Annotated in this window: 18 protein-coding genes and 2 pseudogenes; 11 read left to right on the top strand and 9 right to left on the bottom strand. The window is 41.1% G+C overall.

Features of this window, described 5'->3' with window-relative positions:
- Positions 1 to 45: 45 nt before the first annotated feature.
- The 3 genes and pseudogenes from ACFVVF_RS04985 (at position 46) to ACFVVF_RS04975 (ending at position 2,096) form a co-directional block, all read left to right on the top strand.
- Positions 46 to 234, top strand: coding sequence for an NUDIX hydrolase (locus tag ACFVVF_RS04985; RefSeq protein WP_387805946.1), 189 nt, complete (start codon positions 46 to 48; stop codon positions 232 to 234).
- A gap of 449 nt (positions 235 to 683) precedes the next feature.
- Positions 684 to 1,265: pseudogene (locus ACFVVF_RS04980) on the top strand (nucleotidyltransferase family protein).
- A gap of 309 nt (positions 1,266 to 1,574) precedes the next feature.
- On the top strand, positions 1,575 to 2,096 hold the full coding sequence (locus tag ACFVVF_RS04975) for a hypothetical protein (RefSeq protein ID WP_387805944.1): 522 nt from the start codon (positions 1,575 to 1,577) through the stop codon (positions 2,094 to 2,096).
- 455 nt (positions 2,097 to 2,551) lie between these two features.
- On the opposite strand, the pseudogene ACFVVF_RS04970 reads toward ACFVVF_RS04975, so the two are convergent.
- Positions 2,552 to 2,638 (bottom strand): annotated as a pseudogene (locus ACFVVF_RS04970) (IS3 family transposase); the annotation flags it as partial.
- Between the two features lie 110 nt (positions 2,639 to 2,748).
- Here ACFVVF_RS04970 and ACFVVF_RS04965 point away from each other — a divergent pair.
- The 3 genes from ACFVVF_RS04965 (at position 2,749) to ACFVVF_RS04955 (ending at position 4,817) form a co-directional block, all read left to right on the top strand.
- Positions 2,749 to 3,312 carry a sigma-70 family RNA polymerase sigma factor gene (locus tag ACFVVF_RS04965; RefSeq protein ID WP_387805942.1) on the top strand — a complete coding sequence of 188 codons (564 nt, stop codon included), beginning with the start codon at positions 2,749 to 2,751 and terminating at the stop codon, positions 3,310 to 3,312.
- Positions 3,302 to 3,805, top strand: a complete 504-nt coding sequence (locus ACFVVF_RS04960) for a DUF3600 domain-containing protein (RefSeq protein WP_387805940.1) — start codon at positions 3,302 to 3,304, stop codon at positions 3,803 to 3,805. Before ACFVVF_RS04965 ends, ACFVVF_RS04960 begins: the two co-directional genes overlap by 11 nt.
- A 178-nt stretch (positions 3,806 to 3,983) precedes the next feature.
- Positions 3,984 to 4,817 carry a hypothetical protein gene (locus ACFVVF_RS04955; protein WP_387805938.1) on the top strand — a complete coding sequence of 278 codons (834 nt, stop codon included), beginning with the start codon at positions 3,984 to 3,986 and terminating at the stop codon, positions 4,815 to 4,817.
- A gap of 61 nt (positions 4,818 to 4,878) precedes the next feature.
- Here ACFVVF_RS04955 and ACFVVF_RS04950 read toward each other — a convergent pair whose 3' ends face one another.
- The 3 genes from ACFVVF_RS04950 to ACFVVF_RS04940 all read right to left on the bottom strand — a co-directional run bounded on the left by ACFVVF_RS04950 (position 4,879) and on the right by ACFVVF_RS04940 (position 7,345).
- Positions 4,879 to 5,490: a hypothetical protein gene (locus ACFVVF_RS04950; protein WP_387805936.1), complete on the bottom strand. Its 612-nt coding sequence runs from the start codon at positions 5,488 to 5,490 to the stop codon at positions 4,879 to 4,881.
- A gap of 486 nt (positions 5,491 to 5,976) precedes the next feature.
- On the bottom strand, positions 5,977 to 6,690 hold the full coding sequence (locus ACFVVF_RS04945) for a M24 family metallopeptidase (RefSeq protein ID WP_387805934.1): 714 nt from the start codon (positions 6,688 to 6,690) through the stop codon (positions 5,977 to 5,979).
- Positions 6,691 to 6,724: 34 nt separating this feature from the next.
- Positions 6,725 to 7,345, bottom strand: coding sequence for a class I SAM-dependent methyltransferase (locus tag ACFVVF_RS04940; RefSeq protein ID WP_387805932.1), 621 nt, complete (start codon positions 7,343 to 7,345; stop codon positions 6,725 to 6,727).
- Between the two features lie 286 nt (positions 7,346 to 7,631).
- Between ACFVVF_RS04940 and ACFVVF_RS04935 the strand changes: the two genes are divergently transcribed.
- The 5 genes from ACFVVF_RS04935 to ACFVVF_RS04915 all read left to right on the top strand — a co-directional run bounded on the left by ACFVVF_RS04935 (position 7,632) and on the right by ACFVVF_RS04915 (position 16,990).
- Positions 7,632 to 8,549, top strand: a complete 918-nt coding sequence (locus ACFVVF_RS04935) for a putative RNA methyltransferase (RefSeq protein WP_387805930.1) — start codon at positions 7,632 to 7,634, stop codon at positions 8,547 to 8,549.
- 222 nt (positions 8,550 to 8,771) lie between these two features.
- Positions 8,772 to 9,911 carry a glycoside hydrolase family protein gene (locus ACFVVF_RS04930; protein WP_387805928.1) on the top strand — a complete coding sequence of 380 codons (1,140 nt, stop codon included), beginning with the start codon at positions 8,772 to 8,774 and terminating at the stop codon, positions 9,909 to 9,911.
- A gap of 339 nt (positions 9,912 to 10,250) precedes the next feature.
- Entirely contained in the window at positions 10,251 to 14,231 is a 3,981-nt protein-coding gene (locus ACFVVF_RS04925) for an AAA domain-containing protein (protein WP_387805927.1), read from the top strand.
- 43 nt (positions 14,232 to 14,274) lie between these two features.
- Positions 14,275 to 15,075: a DUF6602 domain-containing protein gene (locus ACFVVF_RS04920; RefSeq protein ID WP_387805925.1), complete on the top strand. Its 801-nt coding sequence runs from the start codon at positions 14,275 to 14,277 to the stop codon at positions 15,073 to 15,075.
- 520 nt (positions 15,076 to 15,595) lie between these two features.
- Entirely contained in the window at positions 15,596 to 16,990 is a 1,395-nt protein-coding gene (locus ACFVVF_RS04915; protein WP_387805923.1) for an MATE family efflux transporter, read from the top strand.
- A gap of 1,257 nt (positions 16,991 to 18,247) precedes the next feature.
- Here the strand turns inward: ACFVVF_RS04915 and ACFVVF_RS04910 are convergent.
- From ACFVVF_RS04910 to ACFVVF_RS04890, 5 genes are all read right to left on the bottom strand, one after another.
- Positions 18,248 to 19,141, bottom strand: a complete 894-nt coding sequence (locus tag ACFVVF_RS04910) for an NAD(P)-dependent alcohol dehydrogenase (protein WP_387805921.1) — start codon at positions 19,139 to 19,141, stop codon at positions 18,248 to 18,250.
- A 36-nt stretch (positions 19,142 to 19,177) separates the two neighbouring features.
- Positions 19,178 to 19,402, bottom strand: a complete 225-nt coding sequence (locus ACFVVF_RS04905) for a helix-turn-helix transcriptional regulator (RefSeq protein ID WP_387805919.1) — start codon at positions 19,400 to 19,402, stop codon at positions 19,178 to 19,180.
- Between the two features lies 1 nt (position 19,403).
- Positions 19,404 to 19,841 (bottom strand): hypothetical protein, encoded by a 438-nt coding sequence (locus tag ACFVVF_RS04900; protein ID WP_387805917.1) that lies wholly within the window; start codon positions 19,839 to 19,841, stop codon positions 19,404 to 19,406.
- Between the two features lie 226 nt (positions 19,842 to 20,067).
- Complete coding sequence (locus ACFVVF_RS04895) at positions 20,068 to 20,724, bottom strand: MBL fold metallo-hydrolase (RefSeq protein WP_387805915.1); 657 nt, start codon at positions 20,722 to 20,724, stop codon at positions 20,068 to 20,070.
- Positions 20,725 to 20,775: 51 nt separating this feature from the next.
- The gene (locus tag ACFVVF_RS04890) at positions 20,776 to 21,204 is read right to left on the bottom strand and encodes a MerR family transcriptional regulator (RefSeq protein WP_387805913.1); all 429 of its coding nucleotides are present in this window, start codon (positions 21,202 to 21,204) and stop codon (positions 20,776 to 20,778) included.
- Positions 21,205 to 21,446: the final 242 nt, after the last annotated feature.

Here is a 21,446-nt window from a genome sequence, read left to right as displayed (position 1 = left end):
AGCACATCCAAAGGGAAATGCTTTCAATGCAGCGAATTCATAATTATGAAAAATACAACAGAAATAGATGCTCATTCGAGAAATAGAACAGCAGCAAGAGCCGTAATAATAAAAGATGATAAATTGCTTGTACTAAGGAGAAAGGGAGTTCAAGGGGAGTTTTTTGTTCTACCGGGAGGAGGGCAACATCACGGTGAAAGCATACAAGAACACAAAAAAGTGAAATCAATTTGATGCATCTCCGGTTCTAACTCTGGAAATATCGAATCTCTCTTGGCGATAAATTCATTAATAAAGAGCATTTCTCGAAGTTCAACCCTTAGATTTACTTCCTCAAATACTTCTCTAATCAATGTTTAATATTATTTCTCAGAACGAAGCAAAGGTCGGGGAATTGCCTGACGTACATCAGGTGGGGATTGCTTGGATCCCATTAAATGAAATAACCGATTACCATCTGCATCGAAAGACTGATAATAATTTTATTATGGGAGCGCCATCAAGGGATGCATTGGCACAGTGGATTTTAAATCGCGAAGGCCTCCGAACACCAACATTTATTGAAGGTTGAATGAATTCAAATAGAATTCATTCAAAGAAAAGGCTACCCTTCAAAATAAGAATTCCTTCCAATTTTCTTATTATCAGCTATAATGAGAATGTATGTTCGGAAGGCGACGATGTTGAAATTAGAAAATGAGCAAGACATAATCCAACTTGTAAAAGATGATGAATGGATGATGGAAATCTTATAAAATGCCAAATCTCTGAATTTGCCAGACTGGTGGGTATGTGCGGGTTTTGTTCGTTCAAAGATTTGGGATACACTTCATGATTATACTGAACGGACACCAATGCCCGATGTTGATGTCATTTATTTCGATAATAGCAATCTCGATGAAAAAGTAGAAAAGCAATTGGAACAAAAGCTTAAAAGTATAAATCCTAAAATCCCTTGGTCTGTCAAGAATGAAGCGAGAATGCACGTTGTAAATAACATACCGCCATATTCATCATCAACTGACGCTATCTCAAAATTTCCTGAAACAGCAACAGCACTAGGGCTTACATTAGATGAGCAAAACAACGTTGACTTAACAGCCCCTTGTGGAATTGAAGATGTATTAAATTTATTGTTAAAACCAACACCTTATTTTGAAGAAACAAAAGAAAGAGTAAAAATCTATGCAGAACGTATGGTTAAAAAGAATTGGAAGAGCATTTGGGGCAAGGTAAAGGTTCATCCTATTCAACAAACCTACTAACCTATGTAAATATGTCAAAAAGCTAGCGTATTTATGCTGGCTTTTTGAGTTTTCTTGCGTCAAAATCTAAGTTTAACTATAAATAGTACAATAAGGTTTGCTTGTTGTATCGTAAAAATCATCTCCGTATGAATCTGACATGAAAAATAAGCTTTTAGTCGGATTACAAATTCAGACAAACATGTAAAACTAGGAAAATACCCAAGATAGTGTATGGGTTATAGATATATGTGCAGATTATGGAATCTGTAATGTGCACTTGACAACATTGTTTGGAGAGGAGATGGAAAAATGCCGATGCCAACCGAAATGGAAATGTCGTTACTGTTCGAAAGAAATAACGTCCTGCTGGATCATTTTATAAGTGAGCATAAGGAAAAGCTTAAACGCCGCATGATTTCCGAAGAGGAGCTGAAAGCTTCGTCGGATGAGGAATTCGAGGATAAGATTGTACAAGCGTTTGTGAACATTTATGGAGTAGCAGTGGATTGGCGAGATTATGACGAAGATATCGTCAGCCAGTTCGGACGTGTCATTCCTCAAGAGGTGGATGTCGAAAATACCGAAGAGGGGCTGAATGTTTCCTATAACGGCGAGAATTTTGTTATCAAGCTGAGCTTCTCGCCGAAGGATCGTTACATAACGGTCAGAGGGTTCCAGTCAATCGTACGCGAGCGGTATGAATTGAGGTTGTTCGAGTCGACCTTCATGTCGGATACGCATGTATTTATGATTTTGCCTAAGGAGACTTGGGCGGACCTGGACCAGCGTTTCCCGGAAAAAGTCTGGAAAGTATTTCGAAAAATCGACGATGAGTTGGACTTCCCATGAGAGTTCGTTGAACCCCGCAGCAAGCCGGGAACCGGAATAACCGTAACTAGGCTTGCTGCAAGTTTTCTTCTGGCGGCAAGGCTTACCTGTTCACCGGGTATTTGTCCTTGGAACGCATACCTTGATTCCTTATCCATGTTGGAAGGTCATCGGGATTATATTTAATACTAACAAAACATATAGAAACAAGGAGCAGTTTGCCACGGCAACTGCTCCTTGTTTTATTAAGCGAAAGGGCCGATTTTAATATAAGTTGATAAAAAAGACACAGACCGGGATCTTACGTATGTTAATATTTAGTAAGAAAGAAGGTAATAGGACAACTACATAAACCTAAAATTCCCGAAGGGTGGGGGCTTTCAATAAACGGTGAAATTGAAAAACTTTGGCCTTGCTTTAACACTAGTTTCTTGTATTGAGGACATTGATGTGACCACAAAGTTAGACACTGTAGATTAGGCTTCTAGGGTGTGAGTTCGGTACTGTACCGGACTCGTGCCCTTTAGTTTTGCATGAATCCGCTTGTGATTGTAGTACGTTATACATGGACTAATTCACATCTCACGGAATGTCAAAAAAGTTTATTCTCTTACTGAACCTTTTTCCCCGCTAGAGCGAATTAAGGGGTGTAACACATCAGGGAGGGGCCCCTATGAATGATAAAGAGTTAGTACCTTGGCTTGAAAAAGCCACGTTGGGCGACGAGTCGGCCTTCCAGCTTGTCTATCAGGCGACTCACCAAGACGTCTATCGGACGGTCGCATTTCTCGTCTACAACAAACAGGACATTGAGGATATCGTGAATGAAATTTATATGCGCATGTGGCGATCATTTCACACATACGACTCGAACCGGCCGTTCCGGTATTGGCTGCACGGGATCATTGTCCGTCAGGTTCAGGATTGGAAAAGAAAGGCCTGGCGGCGAATCCGGCTTTTTGAACGAAACCGTCAGATGACTTGCGAACAGTTCGAGTGGACGGACAAAGCTGTCCTGCATTCCGAAATGCAGTATGAATTGTTCAGCCTTGTCCGCCAGTTGTCGTACAAACAACGTGTGGTCGTCATCCTGCGCTATTTTCACGACTATGCTCTGGAAGAAATCGCAGATATGCTGCAGATCCCTGTTGGCACAGTGAAATCCAGACAGCATTTGGCTCTGAAAGAACTCCGTAAACGTTACGAAATGACGGGAGGAGACGTGTATGTCCATTGACAAGGAATTGCGTGAAGAACTGCGCCAGGTGGCAGATTCGATGCACTGCCCGTCAGATTTGTATGGGCGTGTCCAACAGTCCTATCAACACTATATAAATGAAAAGAGAGGTAGATCTACCGTGAAAAAACGTATACTGGCAGGTATTGCTGCAGTAGCAATCCTGATTCCGTCTGCCGCATTTGCTGCTTCCTATCTGGCCGATGATATTTTCGGTTCCGCTGCGACCATTGAACAGCGCGGTGGTACACAGAAAGATTATCAAGAGATTGAAGGAATGCTTCAGGAAGCAAAAGGAAAGCTTACGGAAGACGAATTCAAGGAGTATATGGAGCTGACCAAGCAGTTAATGCAATTAAAGCTGAAGATTACCAATGAAAATGGGGTCAAGCATGAGGAGAATTTGACTCAAGAAGAGCAGCAGCAGTTTGAGCAGTTGGCCTCCAAGCTAGCCCCGTACTTTGAGAAGATCAACGGAAGCTCCAAACCATAAGGAAACGAAGCAGGGACTCATCCGATCTGGATGGGTTCCTTTTTGAAATAAGAGTATAATATCGTAATATTCATCTAGACATTAAATAATTAGGAAGTTGGAAGCTGATTCTATTGTTTTTTAAGTGATACAATAAGTACAAAGGTTAGAAGTTTGCAATAAGGAACGGAGGGAAAGCTTGCTTAAATGGAATAGCGACGTATGGGGAAAACTGACTGGACCGTATGGTTATGCAGACAATGTACCTGTGTTATTGCAGCAGTTACTGCAGGAATATAGTCAGGAAGTTTTTGACGAACTCTTTCAGGAGTATTTGTACCATCAGAATACGATATATACGGCTTCCTACGCGGCGATGCCGTATTTGGCACAGCTAGCTTGCTCAACATCGGATGCGGAAGTGCGCAAAGAACTGTTTATCAATTGCGGAATCATCGAGGCAAGCCGCGATGGACGAGATGAGGCGCCATTTCCAGCATCTTGGGCTGAACTAGCTGAGGACGCAGGCAACTCCGTTTGTACGGAATTGTATCGTGAATATGTAGATGCAATTGGCAAGCTCAGGACGCTTACAAAGGAAGTATTCGCCTACACAGCCCAACACACCATAGATGAGATAGAGAAGCGTTACATTCTTATTGCGGATGCTGCTTATCGCGGCTCATATAGCCCTGCCAACATGCTGATGACGTTTACTAATGGTGATGAGTATGTGGCCGTGTGTCCGGCTTGCAAGGAAGATGTGTTCATATGGCCTAATGAAGATCATGCAGAAATTCTTCAAGCCTATGAACACGATCCCGTATTTAACACCGACCAGGAATCTCATCTAATCGTTCCCGCAGCGTCATTTGCAGATGAAGAAATAAGCGGATTAGCGGAGCGGGTTGCAGCGATTGGAGAGCAAACATTAGCTGGGCATCTGCGTTATTTAGCGGGAGAAACGGTATGTCCGTCCTGCCGTGAAAAAATGTCTGTATGGCCGTCTTTACTTCGCACATTTACAATGTAGAACGAGGGCCGTCCCGTAAAGGATGGCCCTTGAACTTGCTATTATAGACAGGGCCAATCGTCTACAATCCGGCGATCATACGATTCCAGGCGTTATAAGGGAAATCAGGGTTGTCGGCATTGCGCAAGGAGTAAGAATCTTTCCCCTCTAAGATCCACCCGTACGGCGCCTCCAGCAGCCATTTGCGATCTATGCTGTTCAAAAGAGTCTCATCTTTAAGCATCGGATGCTCGGGCCAGTTTTCTAGCTCTGTTGGAGTATACAGTCCGGATTGCTGACGCATTTCCATCCCCAGCCTGATAACCGCCTTCAACTCTGAAAGGGATGAGTACCCGACGAAACGCTGTAGCAGCAGTGCAGGTATCCACTGTTCAGTATTATGCTGAGCGGCGATATGCCGGGAGAGCAGCTCCCATTCCTCCATACGCAGGACAAATGGGTGAAAATAAGCTTCATCATCCCAAGCAATTTCCAGCAGTTCCTTTCCTTTTTCCTCAAAGAGCAATGAAAGGTAGGAAAAGTCGTCTCCTGTGTCAATCAGTAAGGCGGCCTCTTCCGTAATGTTCATCTTAATCGGATGATCTTCTAACGCAGAGTATGTAAAATCATCCTGAAGCCGCCATTCATAACGTGCCCAGAATTTTTTGGAATTTGCCAGTTTCTTGTTAAGCATTTGGATGGGTAGCCTCCTGTCGCTATATTCTTATTAGGGTTGTAAAGCTTATAAATAGTATAGCTATTCTATCAACCAGAGTGCCAGAGATGGCTATGAAGGATTATCTCTATAGATCCATTATTATCGTCACAATAACACAAAAAAACCAAATATAGTATAATTCAATCTAGGGTTCAAAGGCGTTTCAATGAAGGAATAGAAGGAGGCAGTTGAAAGTTGAGTAATACTGAAAGATTGTATGAATTTCAAGCCCTAGCGTATGAAACGTTAGAATCACTCGTTTTAGCCTTTAATCGAAAATCAATCGTTAACAGCATAACGCCGTTAAGTGGAGGTGTGAGTACAAGCAGATCACTGATGTAGCGACCATGCTCCATCTGATAAATAAACCTGATATCCCTGAGGGGTGGGGGATGGCAATTGACGGTGAAATTGAAAATACTTTGGCCTTACTTGAACAATCATTTTAAGCGTGAATAACAATCATAGAACATGCGCCTCTCCATTTTTGAAGTAATAAATATCTTCTCTTTTATACCCGTACGCTCCGTCCTTAAGTTTAATATGGGGTTCAAATGTAAAGTAAGAGACCTCATTCAATCGAGTTTTGTTTCCCAGCTCAAAATACTTTCTATGATCTTTATTAAATTCAATCGAATGTCCTAAATTTCCAGAAAAATCGAGATTGATGTATCCAAGGTTTTGAATAACCTCATTCATATGTAAATAAACTTCCTCAAACGTCATGTCCGGCTTAATGTAAGCCATAAAAACGTTATGAAGCTTCTTTACGGTATTGATTCCATGCAGAAATTCCAACGCGGATTGATTATCTTCGGTATGTTCTTCATCAATCACTTTCCCATCAATGAAAGTTAATGTTCGGGCGTAGTCTCCCCAATAGTTGCTTATCTCAGGACTAAGGTCGATTGTGACAATGTCATTCCGGCCTACAGCAATTTCAGAGAGCGAATAATGTCTTCCAGACTCCGATATCGTTGTTCGCTTTCCGACATGAACAAAGGCTCCGATACCGTAATACCAAAAGTGCTCGATTCCCTTGTTCCGCATGATTTTTTCCGTTATAAAAACAATTTCTCTTTCCGTCATACCGGCTTTGATCAGTTGCTTCAGCTCATCAATGGTAGTCTTTGCTATTGATTGTACATGATGGTACAGTGTGAGATGCTCGGGCAAAGTTATCCTGCTCCTTTTCGGATATGCTCTTTCATCAATGCTTCCTAGCAACAATGAAATATTCTTGAGAGCTTTTCCTCAAGTAATCTGCTTCGACAATCGAGAAATTTGCTTTCTTAATTGCTTCAACTAGATGGGGGATTTTAAAAGCTTTTATGCTGGGCATTACACCGATTTTGCCTGCAAAGGACAGAAGTTGACCTAGAAGTAACTTTTCTCCTACACAGGGTGTTGCAGAAATCAGTAAGCCGCCCGGCTTTAACAGTTCATTTATTCTTTGCAGAACAATATGTTCATCCTCCAATAGATGCAGAACATGAAAGGCCAAGACGACGTCAATTGATCCTTTCGTGTACCTTTCATCAAAAATGACCGCATGAGCGTAATTGATATTAGTGAGATTACGTTCATTGGCTTTTTTCTCGGCAATTGCAATCATATTAGAAGAGATATCAATGGCATGAATCGTTTGTACATCTGCGGCAATTTCATTGGCTATTAACCCCGTCCCGCAGCCGTAATCCAGCAGCACGTCATTTTGGTTCAGATGCGATTTCGTCCGTTGTATGAGATGGAGATAGGTATCTTGATCCTTCTGTTCAATTTGATTATATTGACTTGCAGTTTTGTCCCAAAACCGTTCTGTTTTATTCAATTCCGATACACCTCTTTTTAAAAGTATTTTTGCAAAACGCTCATATTTTGTATAAATAGTGATATGTACAAAACCTTTTATCATGGTTATACTGACAGATGGTGTGAATCGCCCTTCTTATATAATTGTTAATAGGAGATGTTTTTCATGATCATCAAATTCATTCGTTTACGTTAATGAAAGGTACAGGATAATTATACTCACGTCATTTTTTCAAATGATGACCTGGGTCTATTTAACTGTGCCTTTTTCATTTTCTAAAACGAATGAATGAGGTGTTTTTATTTTGTCTGAAAACAATCAAAGGATTATATTTCTCTCTGAATATGAAGACATTTTTATATGCCCAATATGTTCACATCCAGTTAAGGTAATGGATTTAAGAAGTTTAATTTGCTCCAATCATCATTGTTTCGATATCTCAAAGCGGGGATATGTTAACTTATTGTCACAACCGCATAAAACAAAATACGATAAAAAACTGTTTGAATCTCGAAAAGTGATCAGCCAAAGCGGCTATTTCGATCCATTGATTGCTCGGATTAGTGAGAATATGCTAGCAGAGCTGGAGCCAGCAGGTAAAATGGTGAAAATATTAGATGCTGGATGCGGTGAAGGCTCACATCTGTCGGATATACAGCAAAGGATATTGGAACAAGCGCAATGTGATTCGTTGGGGATAGGTGTCGATATTTCTAAAGAAGGAATTGATATGGCCTCGAAAGGGCCTTCCAAAGCAATCTGGTGTGTAGCGGATCTCGCAAATTGTCCATTTGCTGATAAACAATTCCATTTCATATTGAATATATTATCGCCATCCAACTATTCTGAGTTCCATAGAATACTTGCAGATGATGGAATGGTAATAAAGGTTATTCCCGGAAGCAAGTATTTGCAAGAGATAAGAGGGATATTTTACAAGAAAACCGCTAGATCGGTGCATTCAAATGAAAATACCTTTGAGCTTTTTATTCGTAATTTTGATCTTGTTGATACTCAGCACGTTCAGTACAGTGTAACACTTGATCATAAGTATAAGGAACAGCTGATCCATATGACTCCTTTGTCTTGGGGAGCAGCGGAAGAGCTTATTCAACAAGTGCTGAGCAACAATAAATTAGAAGTCACCTTTGATTTTACAATCTTGCTGGGGAAGAAAATGAATGCTCCTATTATTTGGAAATCTATGATCTATGAAGCGTAGGATAGAACGATCCGCCTTGCATATGCTTGGTGGATCGTTTACATTTAGACCGATTTGAACATACGCTCGTCCTAATTTTTGAAGATTGTGGAATTATTTTGATTGTTTTATTAAATAGTATGTTATCATAAAAAAGCTTCAGTTAGTAGAATATGCACATAGGAGTTGGCAGGTTAAATCATGATCAGATCACTGAAAAAAAACATGTTGATTGTATGTTTATTGCTAATTTTAACGCAATCCGGCTTTGTAGAATCATATAATCCTGCTATGGCTGCATCATCCGACAGTGCATCTTCGAAAGTGGTATTTCCCATCGCGTTCAATCGAGCTACGGGCGACAGTATTATATCTACGGCAGCAGACGAGAAGGGCACCATCCTTATCGTGACGAATAAGTTTCTTAATATTACGCATGATTATGGGAAGACCTGGGTATCACATTCCCTCCCGTCATCCGGCATGTATGCGGTTCGCTATTTGAAAGGGAAGTTCTATCTGTCTACCATGCACGTTGACCAGCAATACTCGGTGATTCGTATTTATGTGTCTAGTAATGGCGGTGACGAGTGGACGAAGATGACGCTTGAAGCTAAGAGCGGCGGACCAATCACGATTGGCAACTTGCAATATTTGAAAGGCAGCTATATTCTGCTTGGCAAACAGATGCTCAATGAACGTACACCCGTATTTACGTCCACGGACGGCATAACTTGGACAGAGGCTGGCTCCATACCGTTCGGCATTGAGTTTCTGACTTGGAATGGGATTCGTTATACGGCCTATGGTGCGGGGTATCAATTGTCTCCGCAGGACAAAGCTCAGAAGCTGGCCCGCAATCAATTCAAACTAAAAAATGGAAATTGGGCTGAGCTGATTATATTTACTTCAAATGATCTGCGCGAATGGACAATGCAATCCGGTGCAATTAAGAAAAACTTTTATTATGATTCGATGTATGTCAATAACAAGCCGATCCCAATTTACTACTACGAGGAAGAGCAGCCGGTTACGGATGGAACGATCTTCTTATTTGATTCATACGGGAATACGTTGAAATCAACCAACGGCATTACGTTCTCGATGTCGAGCCGGCCCGATCTGTTCCCAACGAACGATTATCGCTCACCGATGTATAAGGTTGGCAAGCAGTATATGATTTTCACCCAGTATTGGTATGCCTCCGGTGTTATGCGTTTAAACGTGCTGACGTCCACGGACAAAGTGAAGTGGAAAACGACTAAGCTGAGCCGCAATACGGATAATATGTTCGTCACGCAAGCGGGAAGCATGCTGCTTGGTATCGCCGATAAGAAAGTTCTGCTATCGAGCAACGGTATTGACTGGAAGGTTATTCGATAAGCTGTAGACAGATAGAATAAGGCTATAAATGAAGTGGCGATGGCATCCTTGATTCAATAAGGGGGCGGTCGCCCTTTTTTTGTGAAAAGGCTCGTGGGGTGCAGCACTTAACGATTTTTAATGTAGCCGCGGCACATAGAGTCGATTATTATTGATGGTTCGAATTAGAAAAGAACGTTGATTTGTCAAATTCAAATTAATGTTTTTTTCTTTTTTTTTTGCTATGAAATAAAGAAGAATTGCATCATCATCTATTGTATTAGGTAATTAGGAGGAAGTATTATGTAATAATATAGATATATTTAGCAGGTAAAAGTAACAGAAATACGGAGGGTATATATGTCTACTGGCTTAAGAGAAGTGTTGCAATATTTTATCCGATATGAGGATTACTCGAGGTTCATGAATACCTCTCTTAGTGCAATAGATGGTGAGCACCTTTCTGAAGAGACGTTAATAAAATTACAAGAAATCCAGGACATGCTGGATCGAAAACAAAAAGATGCTATATTACGGAAATTGGAAAGTTATCGTGATATCAGAAAAAAAACAAATAAGATCATGTTGAGCAGATGGAATGAATCTATATCAAGTGTTCTGTCTGGAATAATTGATATTGAAGATTTTATAACCAATCTTCCCTTTCAGTATCCAGATAATCGTGACCAATTCAAATCATATGTGAATCAATTAGTTACCGAAGATGAATTTACGATTTGCTATCCATTAATGATTAAGGACTTACCTACTAGTAAGAAAGATAGGTTAGTCAGACCTGTTATTACTTTTAAAAGCAGATTAACAGAAGATGGAATACAAGTAAGTTCCTTTGTTATAAATCGTGCAAGTTTAGAAATTATTTTGGCAGAGGCGGAAGGCTGCCCAGTTGAAGATGTGCGTGTAATTGCAGATAAAACATATACAGACCTCTGCACAAAAATTGATAGTATAGAATCAACGCAGCTTAATCAGATTATTTCTTTGATTGATCAATGTCTTAATGAACAGATAACGAATTGGAAATATAAAAGTTTACTGGACTTTAAAACTTATAGCGGTTGGTTAATGTCTAGACGATTGTTTATTACTAAAGAAGGTCTTAAGGAAATGAAGGAGACTATATTTAAAAGTGAGCTAGAACGTCTTCTTGAGAGGCAAGCCAATTGCACTTCCTCCATCTTGAATAAGTATATATTTGGAAACAGGCTCGCTGTTGATTATACCTTAGAACCTAGTGAAATTTCTCACCATTTAGGTAGTTATACAGCTGATTACCCGGTCAATAATAAGCAATGGAGAATTATTCAGTCTCTACAAAACTCCCAATTACTTGCTATAAATGGACCACCTGGCACCGGCAAGACAACTTTAATAAAGGAAATGATTGCAGATGCTATAGTCAGAAAAGCATGTTTATTGATAAATGTGTGGGATCAACCTTGGGAACTCATTGATGCAGGACAAATAAGGGCCTATTATCAATCACCACTTGCGGGAAAAAATCCATTTTCAATGGTTATTACGAGTACAAATAATAAAGCAGTAGATAATATTGGAATAGAGCTAACAAATGACGTGAATTTCCTGAATGCCGTAGCTTTGCTCATCGATAAGGACCTTGATAATGATATCCTATCAACCAAGGTTTCTAGTGATGAAGAAAGTGGAGAATATGGCGAGGAATTAAATCTTGTTAGTGATGATGAGGAAGAAGGAACAAATTCAAATGGATTTATGATCTCTGATCGGATTAAGAATGAATCTAAAAGTCAAGGGTTTTTCTGTGCTCGTTTAGGAAACATGACAAATATGAATGAGTTTCGGAGTAATATGTTTGAGGTGCTTACAAAGGGGCTAAAGCATCCTCACATTACTTCTTTGAAAAATGAGGAAGTCCGGATCATGTTTAAGTCATCTCTAACCAAGATTGAAGAAATTCATAAGTTAATTGATCATTTCTGGAAATTGCTATTAATATGTCTCGAAAATGGAGATCTTGATGACAACAGAGATCTTCTTGCAAGCATTGAAAATAGAAAAAGAGAAGTTGAGAAATTAAATGAGGAATTCAATGATCAAGTAATTAAGCAAGGAGAACTAATTCAAATCAAGCTTAAAAGAGAAGATGATATTTTCAAGTTGAAAAAGCTAATTTTAGAACTAGAGTCAGAGCTAAAGGCGGTTGAGGAAAATCGTCGACAAGCATATGCGGATAAGGAAACCTTGACTAAGTGGAAGAGATTTCCCCAAAAATTGTTTAGTTTTTTACCGAAGCGGAAGTTGTTCTTAACTTCAAATCCAACGCTAGAATTCATACAAGGCACTCGTATTAATCCATTAACGCAGGATATTAAGAGCATTGCAGAAAGTTTGAAGCAGTCACAATTTCAGATCACTAATTACCGATCAGATTTATTACTCGTAAATGAGCAACTAATAGATGTAAGTCAAAGGCTTGAGTTGCTTGATCAGAGTAAAGGGTTGTTACAAAAAAGTTTGAGTAATTTGGAAGTATTATTTAAGCAAGAACGGAATCTAAAAAAAGAATTGCAAATAGAGAAAACATTAAGTTCATACTCATATTTTGAGTTAGCTAATGCCCCTATAGTTGTGGATTTAAGGAAACGATTATTTGAGGAGGCGCTAGCTGTTAATGAGCAATACGTCATTAAATATAGTAACGAAATTGTATTTAACCTAGAAAAGATGGGGGAGCAACAGAGGTGGTTTAAATCATTTTATAGCGAGAAAGGGAGGAGGTTAGATCAATATCAGAAAGGTATTCGTGCAATATGGGAATCGTTCTTTCTTTGTTTTCCTGTTGCGACAACGACTTTGCATTCTTTTTCTGAACGGTTATTTCAGTCTCTCCCTGGCTTAATTGATACATTGTTTGTAGATGAAGCTGGACAAATTATGCCTCATTACTTGTGCGCGCCATTATTTCGGTCGCAAAAGGCAGTTGTTGTTGGTGATCCGGAACAACTTGAACCTGTGCGGACTTTTTCTCTAAATCTCATTGAGGAGAGTAACGTAAAGGAAGAGCTCCAAGATACTATTTGTATTTTGCAAAACAGTGCCCAGGATTACGCTGATCGTGGTAGTGAATTCTTTGAATATATGGGAATGAAGAAAAAAGGAATTATTCTGAATGAACATAGACGTTGTGAATCTAACATTATGAGATTTTCAAACTTCCATGTTTACAATGAAATGCTTTCATTAACTAAAGAAGATAATGTAGACAAACTTTTTGGTGGGAATCTAGTAGCTTTTGATATTCGAGGTTTAAAGGATAGCTTTCTTCATCGCAATTTTTCAGAGATATCTGCATGTCATAAGATTGTTAATCTCTTGGTGCAAAGATATGGAACACATATACTGGGGGATATTGGAATAATTACCCCCTTCTCCTCTCAAGCTAAGGAATTAGCTTCAGTTGTTACTGGTGTAGAGGTAGGGACTGTACACACTTTTCAAGGGAAAGAGAAACGATTCATTTTATTCAGTTCTGTTATTGATGGTATTCACATTAAGAACGCGGGGCTTTCATTTGTAATAGGTAGTAAGCCTAATATGTTAAACGTTGCTTTCTCCAGAGCCAAGGAGCAGTTTATTTTTGTTGGTAATCTAGAAACAGGATTAGCAAGTGGCAACTATCTTGCCAAAGCAATTCAGATGATTCAACAACATGGTGTCAGTTACAGCTTATTTAATGGGGAATATGAGAATGAAAAAAGTATTTCTAGACGAAGTGAAGCGTACGCAGTTTATCAAGATCATCATGAAATTAATGGTATTGATTCAAGTTTTATTGATTCTGTGAATGATCTGCTACATGCTAATGTATTATTAAGCCCTAAACGTCATCATGCTCTAATGATTAAAGCTATTGAATATTGTCGAAGTTCCCTTGGCATTGTTTCACCTTGGGTGAACAGTAATGTAATGAATGAATCCTTCTTTTTGTTATTAAAAGCCGCAAAAGATCGCCAGGTAGATATAAGAGTAAGATTTGGGTATTCGAGCTCAAAGTTGACTATTAATGAAATAGACAAAATTGTAGAGCGAGATAATTTTAGTTATGGCAATAAGGAATCTATTAAGACAGCTTTAAAGGAACTTCACGGTCAACTGGGTCAAAATCTCGTTTATATGCCACCACTTCATACAAAAGTGCTTTTAATAGATAATAAAATTCTTTTTATTGGTTCATATAATTGGTTATCAAATCCCGGCAAGCTTGCTCGAGAGGAGATAAGCTATCTAATTACTGACAAACAAGCAATCGACTATGTTAAACAAAGATTTGGATTGTAATTGGATATGAGTAGTTCATAACTGTGATTGGAGGTTCTTGTAAATGCCGGTTGAAAGAAGTTTACCTAATTATTATCAGAGTTTTAGCAAGGAGTTAGAGGTTACAAAAGATCGAGTAAGGAACATTATTGGAAAAGCTCACTGGGCATCCGATGGAACGCATAAAGAAGCTATATTACAAGATGTGTTGAAACGATTTATCCCTCAGAAATATGCAATATCAAGCGGGTTTATCCTTTCAAATGATGGAGCAACCTGCAGTAAACAATTAGATATTATTATCTATGATCAAGCCTCGCCCCTATTGTTTAATAGTTCAAATTTTGTGATAATCCCAGATCAATATGTTAGAGCAATAATAGAAGTTAAAACCAGTTTAAGCGTGGGAGCGAAGCTAACAGATGCCTTAGAGAATTTGTACAAGGTCCAAACAATAATGGATCGCTATTCGGATAACGTTTATTTTGGGATATTTTCATTTGGTTATCAAGATTATAGTAATATTGGTCCAGAAACAGTTGCTCAACGACTATTTGCTCAAATTGCGAAATTCTATCAAAATAAGAGATTACAAGACACGTACCTGTCTAATCTTGAGTACTTGCAGAGACGAACATTAACATCTTTATGTATGAATGGGCAGCTCTATGGTCTTCATTGGAACGATAGCTCTCAAAGGGATCCTGAATTTGGATTCTATAATACAGAAGAGCAGTCTTTTAATTTTTTTGTATCCAATTTGTTAAGTACGCTGGATAATAATGCGATTACTTTATCTAAGCCATTATGGTTTCCTGAATCCAAACAATCTAGAGTACTTTTAAAAGAAAGGATAAGCCTCTAGTAGATTTAGAAAAATAAATTGGCTCAAGACTGTTAGTCCCCAAGCACGTAACACATGAGGAGTGCTTAGTATTAATGGTTCTGAATAAATGAGATATGACAGTATTGTTCAAATTACAATCGGTGCACCGCTTCACTAATGGAATAATACTTCATCTAGAGTCCTCCAAAATTTCATCCGACAATGTCGACAGGAATAAGATACGACTTAAACCATGGTTTAAGTCAACAAACACATTTAAAATTGCAGATAGCGATTTAATAAGGCACCGATTAATGGCAGTAATTAAACGCTATTTTCATTAGAAGCCTTGCTGAGCAGGGCTTTTTTCTTTTGAAACCTTTCATAGCTATCGGTCTGCTTAGATTGACAGAATCAGCTGCCAGTGCTATTGTCCAATTAAACGCTTTCGAACGTTTCGGCATAGTTGTAATCAGGGGATAGATGATCCTTAGCAAAAAAATGCAAGTGAGAAGCTCTTCGCGAGAAGAGTTTTTTCCATTTCAATGAAAAGAATGTGATGGCAGTGAGTCAGGCTCGATTACGAACGAGAACAGAATTTTATTTGAACAAATATTTATCCGGGGAGTCGATGGATTACCGTCAAATATTGGCTTTGTTTTTCCCGATCCTGATCGATCAGGCCTTTATTGTCGGACTCAATCTGGTCAACACAGCGATGATCAGTTCCTCAGGGGTATCGGCGGTCAGTGCAGTCAATATGGTGGATTCGCTGAACATTTTTCTGATTAACGTCTTTGTCGCCGTCGCTACCGGGGGGACGGTCGTGGTCGCGCAATATAAAGGCAACGGAAACAGCCAGATGGTATCCCGCGCCACCGCGGGAAGCATTACGTCTGTATCCATGATCGCTCTAGGAATCGGACTGCTTATCATCGGATTCCACAATCCGCTGTTGCAGCTGCTGTTCGGCTCCGCCTCGCCGGAAGTGTTGGACAGTGCCAGAGTTTATTTGATCGGCAGCAGCATTTCCTTCCTTGGCATTGCGATTGTTCAAGCTGTGTGCGGCGCACTGCGAGGAGTAGGGAAGAGCAGGGCATCGTTGTTTCTATCGCTCATTATGAACATTTTGTATGTGCTGCTGAATATCGTCTTTATTAATTTGTTGAACATGGGCGTAATGGGGATGACGATTGCCATCAATATTGCCCGGTTCGCAGGTGCCGCATGTGCATTGTATTACTTGTTTAAGATAGATGAGACACTGCATATTCGCGTCCGTCATTTATTTCATGTGCCAATTGCTATGCTGCAAAAAATATTGTTCATCGGCGTACCGTTTGCGGCAGAGCAGATGTTTTTCAACGGCGGCAAGCTGTTGACGCAAGTGTTTATCGTCAGCTTGGGCACGTATGCCATCGCAACGAATGCGATTGCTTCATCGCTGGCCGGCGTTTTTCAAATTCCAGCAGCAGCATTGTCCTTAACCGTCGTTACTGTCGTTGGTCAATGTATCGGACGCGGAAACGTAGCGGATGCCCGCAAATTCGTACGCTCATTTCTTTGGCTGGGCTCCTTGTTTTTGGCGGTTGTTGGTCTGGTAATGATGCCGTTTTTCCATCTGTTAGTTGGTTTGTTCTCACCGCCTGCGGAAATTGTTGACGATATTTTCTGGGTGCTGCTCATGACGGCAATCATTCAAATTCCGCTTTGGTCCGTGAGTTTTATCCTGCCATCTGCACTTAGAGCGGCGGGGGATGCCCGGTTTACGTCTATAACGTCGATGCTGACGATGTGGCTGTTCCGTGTCATCTTGGGCTATGTTTTGGGCATAACGCTTGGCATGGGAATTTTCGGCGTATGGCTTGCGATGAACAGCGAGTGGGGCGTGAGAGGCGCAATCTTTATGTGGCGCTTTAGAGGGAAGAAATGGTATAAGCATAAGCTCATATAATTACGAAAAGTACCCATGCAACGCACAAATTGTTGTGCGTTGCATGGGTATTTAGTTAGCTGTAGACGAGAGGCATGCTGGGCATTGGTCGTGGAACGAACCTGCCTTCGAAAAATAGCGAACTAGCTTCGCTGTAAGGCAGCTAATCACTTAGAACGAAGCAGGTTCGCAATATTACGAACCTAATTTCGCTAATGGGTGCAAGCCAGCCAGCCAATTTGTGATTAGCGAACTTATTTTCGTTACTCGAGAACCTAGGTTCTCGAGTAACGAAAATAAGTTCGCTGCAGGCGAGAGGCATACTGGTCATCGGTCGCGTAACGAACCTGCCTTCGCAAAATAGCGAAGCAGGTTCGCTGTTTGTCATCGTCCCTGCGTGGAACGAATCTGCCTTCGCAAAATAGCGAATTAGGTTCGCTGTTGGCGTCGTCCCTGCGCGGAGCGAACCTGCCTTCGTAAATAGCGAACTAGGTTAGCTGTGAGGCAGCTAATCACGTAGAACGAAGCAGGTTCGCAATATTGCGAACCTAATTTCGCTAATCAGTTCAAGCTAGCCAACCAATTTGTGATTAGCGAACACAATTTCGCTACTGGAGAACCTAGATTCTCCAATTGCGAAAATAAGTTCGCTGTAGGCGAGAGGCAGACTGGTCATCGGCCGCGGAGCGAACTTGCCTTCGCAAAATAGCGAAGCAGGTTCGCTGTTTGGCATCGTCCCTGAGTAGAGCGAACCTGTCTTCGCTAAATAGCGAAATAGCTTCGCTGTGAGGCAGCTAGTCACTTAGAACGAAGCAGGTTCGCAATATTGCGAACCTAATTTCGCTAATCGGTACAAGCCAGCCAACCGATTTGTGAGCAGCGAACCTAATTTCGCTACTGGAGAACCTAAGTTCTCCAATTGCGAAAATAAGTTCGCTGTAGGCGAGAGGCAGACTGGTCATCGGTCGCGTAGCGAACCTGCCTTCGCAAAATAGCGAATCAGGTTCGCTGTTTGTCGTCGTCCCTGCGTGGAACGAACCTGCCTTCGCAAAATAGCGAATCAGGTTCGCTGTTTGTCGTCGTCCCTGCGTGGAACGAACCTGCCTTCGCAAAATAGCGAAATAGGTTCGCTGTTTGTCGTCGTCCCTACGCGGAACGAATCTGCCTTCGCAAAATAGCGAAGCAGGTTCGCTTTCAGGCATCACTTCCGCGTGGAGTAATTCCGTCTCTCGCTACAGCGGAGCTGCATCGCAATCCAGCTTCGCTATACGGCTCATTTTAGTTTAGTGTAATGACGACATTCCCTTTTTTATGACCTTGTTCAACGTAGGCGTGGGCACCAGCAATTTGTTCAAACGGAAAGCTGCGATCAATGACTGGCTTGAACGCTCCAGTCTCAACAAGCTGCTTCAGCAAAAGTAAATCTTCCAGATTTTCACGGGCAAGCCCGCCCTTAACCGAGATAAACTTGCCGTTTGCTGTTAAGGCAGCTTTGCTGGCGGATTTCGAGCTTTTGCCAACTGCATCAAAGATGAGATCATAGCGTTTGCCGGACTTCGTAAAATCTTCCTTCGTATAGTCAATAATGTGGTCGGCCCCCAGCGTTTTAACCCAATCGACGTTGCTGCTTCCGCATACAGCGGTAACCTCAGCTCCAAAATGCTTCGCAAGCTGTACGGCAGAAGATCCTACGGAGCCGGATGCTCCATTAATGAGGACGCTAATTCCTGCTTGAACCTTTCCTTTGCGGAGAAAATGTAAGGCGGTCGTGCCTCCGAACGCAATTGCTGCTGCTTCTTCATGCGTAAGAACGGCAGGTTTTATTGCCAGTGCGCCGTGCTCGGCAAGCGAGATATATTCAGCATGAGCTCCTAGTTTCATTCCTCTATAGGCAAATACCTCATCACCTTTTTTGAATTTCGTTACACTGCTGCCGACTTCTTCGATGGTGCCGGACAACTCGCTGCCCAGTATCTGCTTTCGTGGTTTGCTAATGCCAAAGAACAGCCGCATCAGGAGCATTTTACTGGATCGGATAACGCAGTCCCCGGGTGTAACGGTGGCCGCATGCAGCTTGATCAACACTTCATTGTCTTGCACAGAGGGCATGCTAATTTCTTGAATTTGAATGACTTCCGGCGGGCCGTACTTGGTGCATATCGCAGCTTTCATCAGCATTCCTTCTTCCGTATGTATGTGTAAGATTGTTTACTGTTCATTGCCGGGATGAAAAGTGAAAATTTGCTCGAGCGGCACCCCAAACACATGGGCTATAAGAAAGGCTACCTCTAAAGAAGGCGAGTATTTTTCCTTTTCAATCGCGACAATGGTCTGTCTGGTGACACCAACGAGGTCCGCCAACTGCTGCTGTGTCATCTCGTTATGCATGAATCGCAATTGCCGGATGTTATTTGTAATCGAGCTTTTCTTCATTTCAAAATCCTCTCTGATAGTAGAAAATAAAGGACAGGTTCAAGACCAGGCCAGAAATAAAGAAATCAAAGGCCATAATGTGAAACATCGCGGATAACGGCTGATGGAGCATTAACGCGGCCATTGCGGCAAAAAAACCGGCACAAAAGACGAAGCAAAAGTTGCGTATCGCCTTCAGTTCAATCCCTCGATCCCGTTCATCGGAAAAGGAAGGCGAGCTTTCCTTGGTGGCCAGCTTGTTCACGAGATTAAAGATCATAATAATGATGAGGTTTGCAATCACCTCGGCCACAAGCAGCTTGATGAAGAATGCTCCCCATAAACTTGCCAGAGTGTCCAATTCAGCGTTGGCAGTCCCTTGCATCCCCATATAGAGGAAGAAGAATACAAGGATGGATGTTGCAATTGATACCGAAGCTTTCTTAGCGTGATAGGTCATTACGCATCTCCTTGATGTTAAATTTAATATACTTAGAGTAAAATATTATATACACAATGTATAAAATTTTTGACATGAAGTCAAATGTTTTTAAGATGACATGCTGCCTATTTCCCATGGGGCTGAGGTTGAGAGGAACGGAAAACAGAAAAAAAGGATAGCCGTCCTCGCATCAAACGAAGAGGGCTATCCTGTAAATAAGAGATGAACAAATGATAACGGTACACTAGCGCTGCTGTAAATACTGATCAATATGCTCGTAGGCATGGTGAACATCTTTGCTGTGTGTAATGCTGACAAGACTTGGCCTGAGCTTTTTCACAATTACACCGCTAGCAATCGCTTCAGTCATGTCGGGTGTAAAAATCTTCGCAGGTTTCTGCAGCTTGCCTCGTTTGGAGGTGAACAAATCTCCGCTAATTAATACGGAATCCACGGGATGATAATAAACGACATGTCCGGGTGAATGACCGGGTGTTAGATACGGAATAAGTCCTTGTATCGGCAGTAATTGATTGTTCTCATCGGTCGGCAGCGGCTGTACGAGACCAGCTCCCACCAGATTCTCCGGTTTCTTTTTGCCCGGGAACGGTATTTCGCCCTCAATATACGGAAGCTCTATCTTGTGTGCATATACAGGAATGTGTTCCTCTCTAGCAATGTAAGGCAATCCCCCAACATGATCGCCGTGCCCATGAGTAAGCAGGACAGCTTTTACCTTTCCGAGCTTTCTCGCTTCTCGCAGAATGGCTTTTCCCATAAACGGAAGACCCGCATCAATAATCGTCACACCGTCTGCAGCTTCCACAAGCCATGCGCTAAATTTAATGCCGATCGTTACTTCGAGCTTCGTAATATGACTGGATATTTTTCGGACTTTCATACTTGATGCCTCCTCCATTAATTTGAATAGGTCAGATGCAAAAAAATGATACTAAGAGTTAGCTTCGCTGTTCATACTGCTGTACATTTCAGTGAATAAATGACGGAGCATTTGCTGATTTTTCTTATACTGTCCTTTTTCCATTAAGCTTGTGACCAGTTCTAAAGCCTTCAGAGCTGACTGATAAAATAAAACTTGCTGTCTGATGTAATCCATTTTGACAGAGAACATCGTCTGCGAAGTTACATCACATTGTGCAGAGATCGGGTTTTGCTCAAACTGCAGCATCGATTTTATTTCTTGCAGAGAAAATCCTAATTTTTTTAGCACGATAATAAACTTTATCGCTTGCTCACAGCCCTCATCATAATCCCGATATCCGTTCTCCAAACGAAGCGGCTGCAGCAAGCCTTCATCCTCATAGTATCTGGCTGTATCTCCGGAAATCCCATATTTCTCGGTAAATTGTTTAATTCGCATCCAAGATTCCTCCATATGAATAAAGCTTTCGCTATTTCTTGTTAACTATGCGTGACCTTATGCAACTAGCGTATCATTGGAGCATACTCCAAGGTCAAGCAGTAAATCTATAGACTGATTTTGTTAAGAATGCTGCATAAAAGGGAAGCGAGTATGTAAAAATCTTCTGAAGTATGTCATTATCGCCTCCATTACTGCATATTCACTTGCCAGACACAGAACAAGATGGAATAATTTCATTT

This window comes from Paenibacillus sp. NPDC058174 (assembly GCF_042883865.1).
Lineage (GTDB): Bacteria > Bacillota > Bacilli > Paenibacillales > Paenibacillaceae > Pristimantibacillus.
The sequence above is the reverse complement of the archived record's forward strand: the minus strand, read 5'-3'. Positions and strand labels throughout refer to the sequence as shown.

Bases quoted from the DNA above. Each gene is read 5' to 3' on its own strand.
- ACFVVF_RS04950 (WP_387805936.1), bottom strand. From the start codon at position 5,490: ATGCTTAACAAGAAACTGGCAAATTCCAAAAAATTCTGGGCACGTTAT.
- ACFVVF_RS04920 (WP_387805925.1), top strand. From the start codon at position 14,275: ATGCCGGTTGAAAGAAGTTTACCTAATTATTATCAGAGTTTTAGCAAG.
- ACFVVF_RS04960 (WP_387805940.1), top strand. From the start codon at position 3,302: ATGTCCATTGACAAGGAATTGCGTGAAGAACTGCGCCAGGTGGCAGAT.
- ACFVVF_RS04915 (WP_387805923.1), top strand. From the start codon at position 15,596: ATGGCAGTGAGTCAGGCTCGATTACGAACGAGAACAGAATTTTATTTG.
- ACFVVF_RS04900 (WP_387805917.1), bottom strand. From the start codon at position 19,841: ATGACCTATCACGCTAAGAAAGCTTCGGTATCAATTGCAACATCCATC.
- ACFVVF_RS04890 (WP_387805913.1), bottom strand. From the start codon at position 21,204: ATGCGAATTAAACAATTTACCGAGAAATATGGGATTTCCGGAGATACA.
- ACFVVF_RS04925 (WP_387805927.1), top strand. From the start codon at position 10,251: ATGTCTACTGGCTTAAGAGAAGTGTTGCAATATTTTATCCGATATGAG.
- ACFVVF_RS04905 (WP_387805919.1), bottom strand. From the start codon at position 19,402: ATGAAGAAAAGCTCGATTACAAATAACATCCGGCAATTGCGATTCATG.
- ACFVVF_RS04975 (WP_387805944.1), top strand. From the start codon at position 1,575: ATGGAAATGTCGTTACTGTTCGAAAGAAATAACGTCCTGCTGGATCAT.
- ACFVVF_RS04910 (WP_387805921.1), bottom strand. From the start codon at position 19,141: ATGAAAGCTGCGATATGCACCAAGTACGGCCCGCCGGAAGTCATTCAA.
- ACFVVF_RS04965 (WP_387805942.1), top strand. From the start codon at position 2,749: ATGAATGATAAAGAGTTAGTACCTTGGCTTGAAAAAGCCACGTTGGGC.
- ACFVVF_RS04985 (WP_387805946.1), top strand. From the start codon at position 46: ATGAAAAATACAACAGAAATAGATGCTCATTCGAGAAATAGAACAGCA.
- ACFVVF_RS04895 (WP_387805915.1), bottom strand. From the start codon at position 20,724: ATGAAAGTCCGAAAAATATCCAGTCATATTACGAAGCTCGAAGTAACG.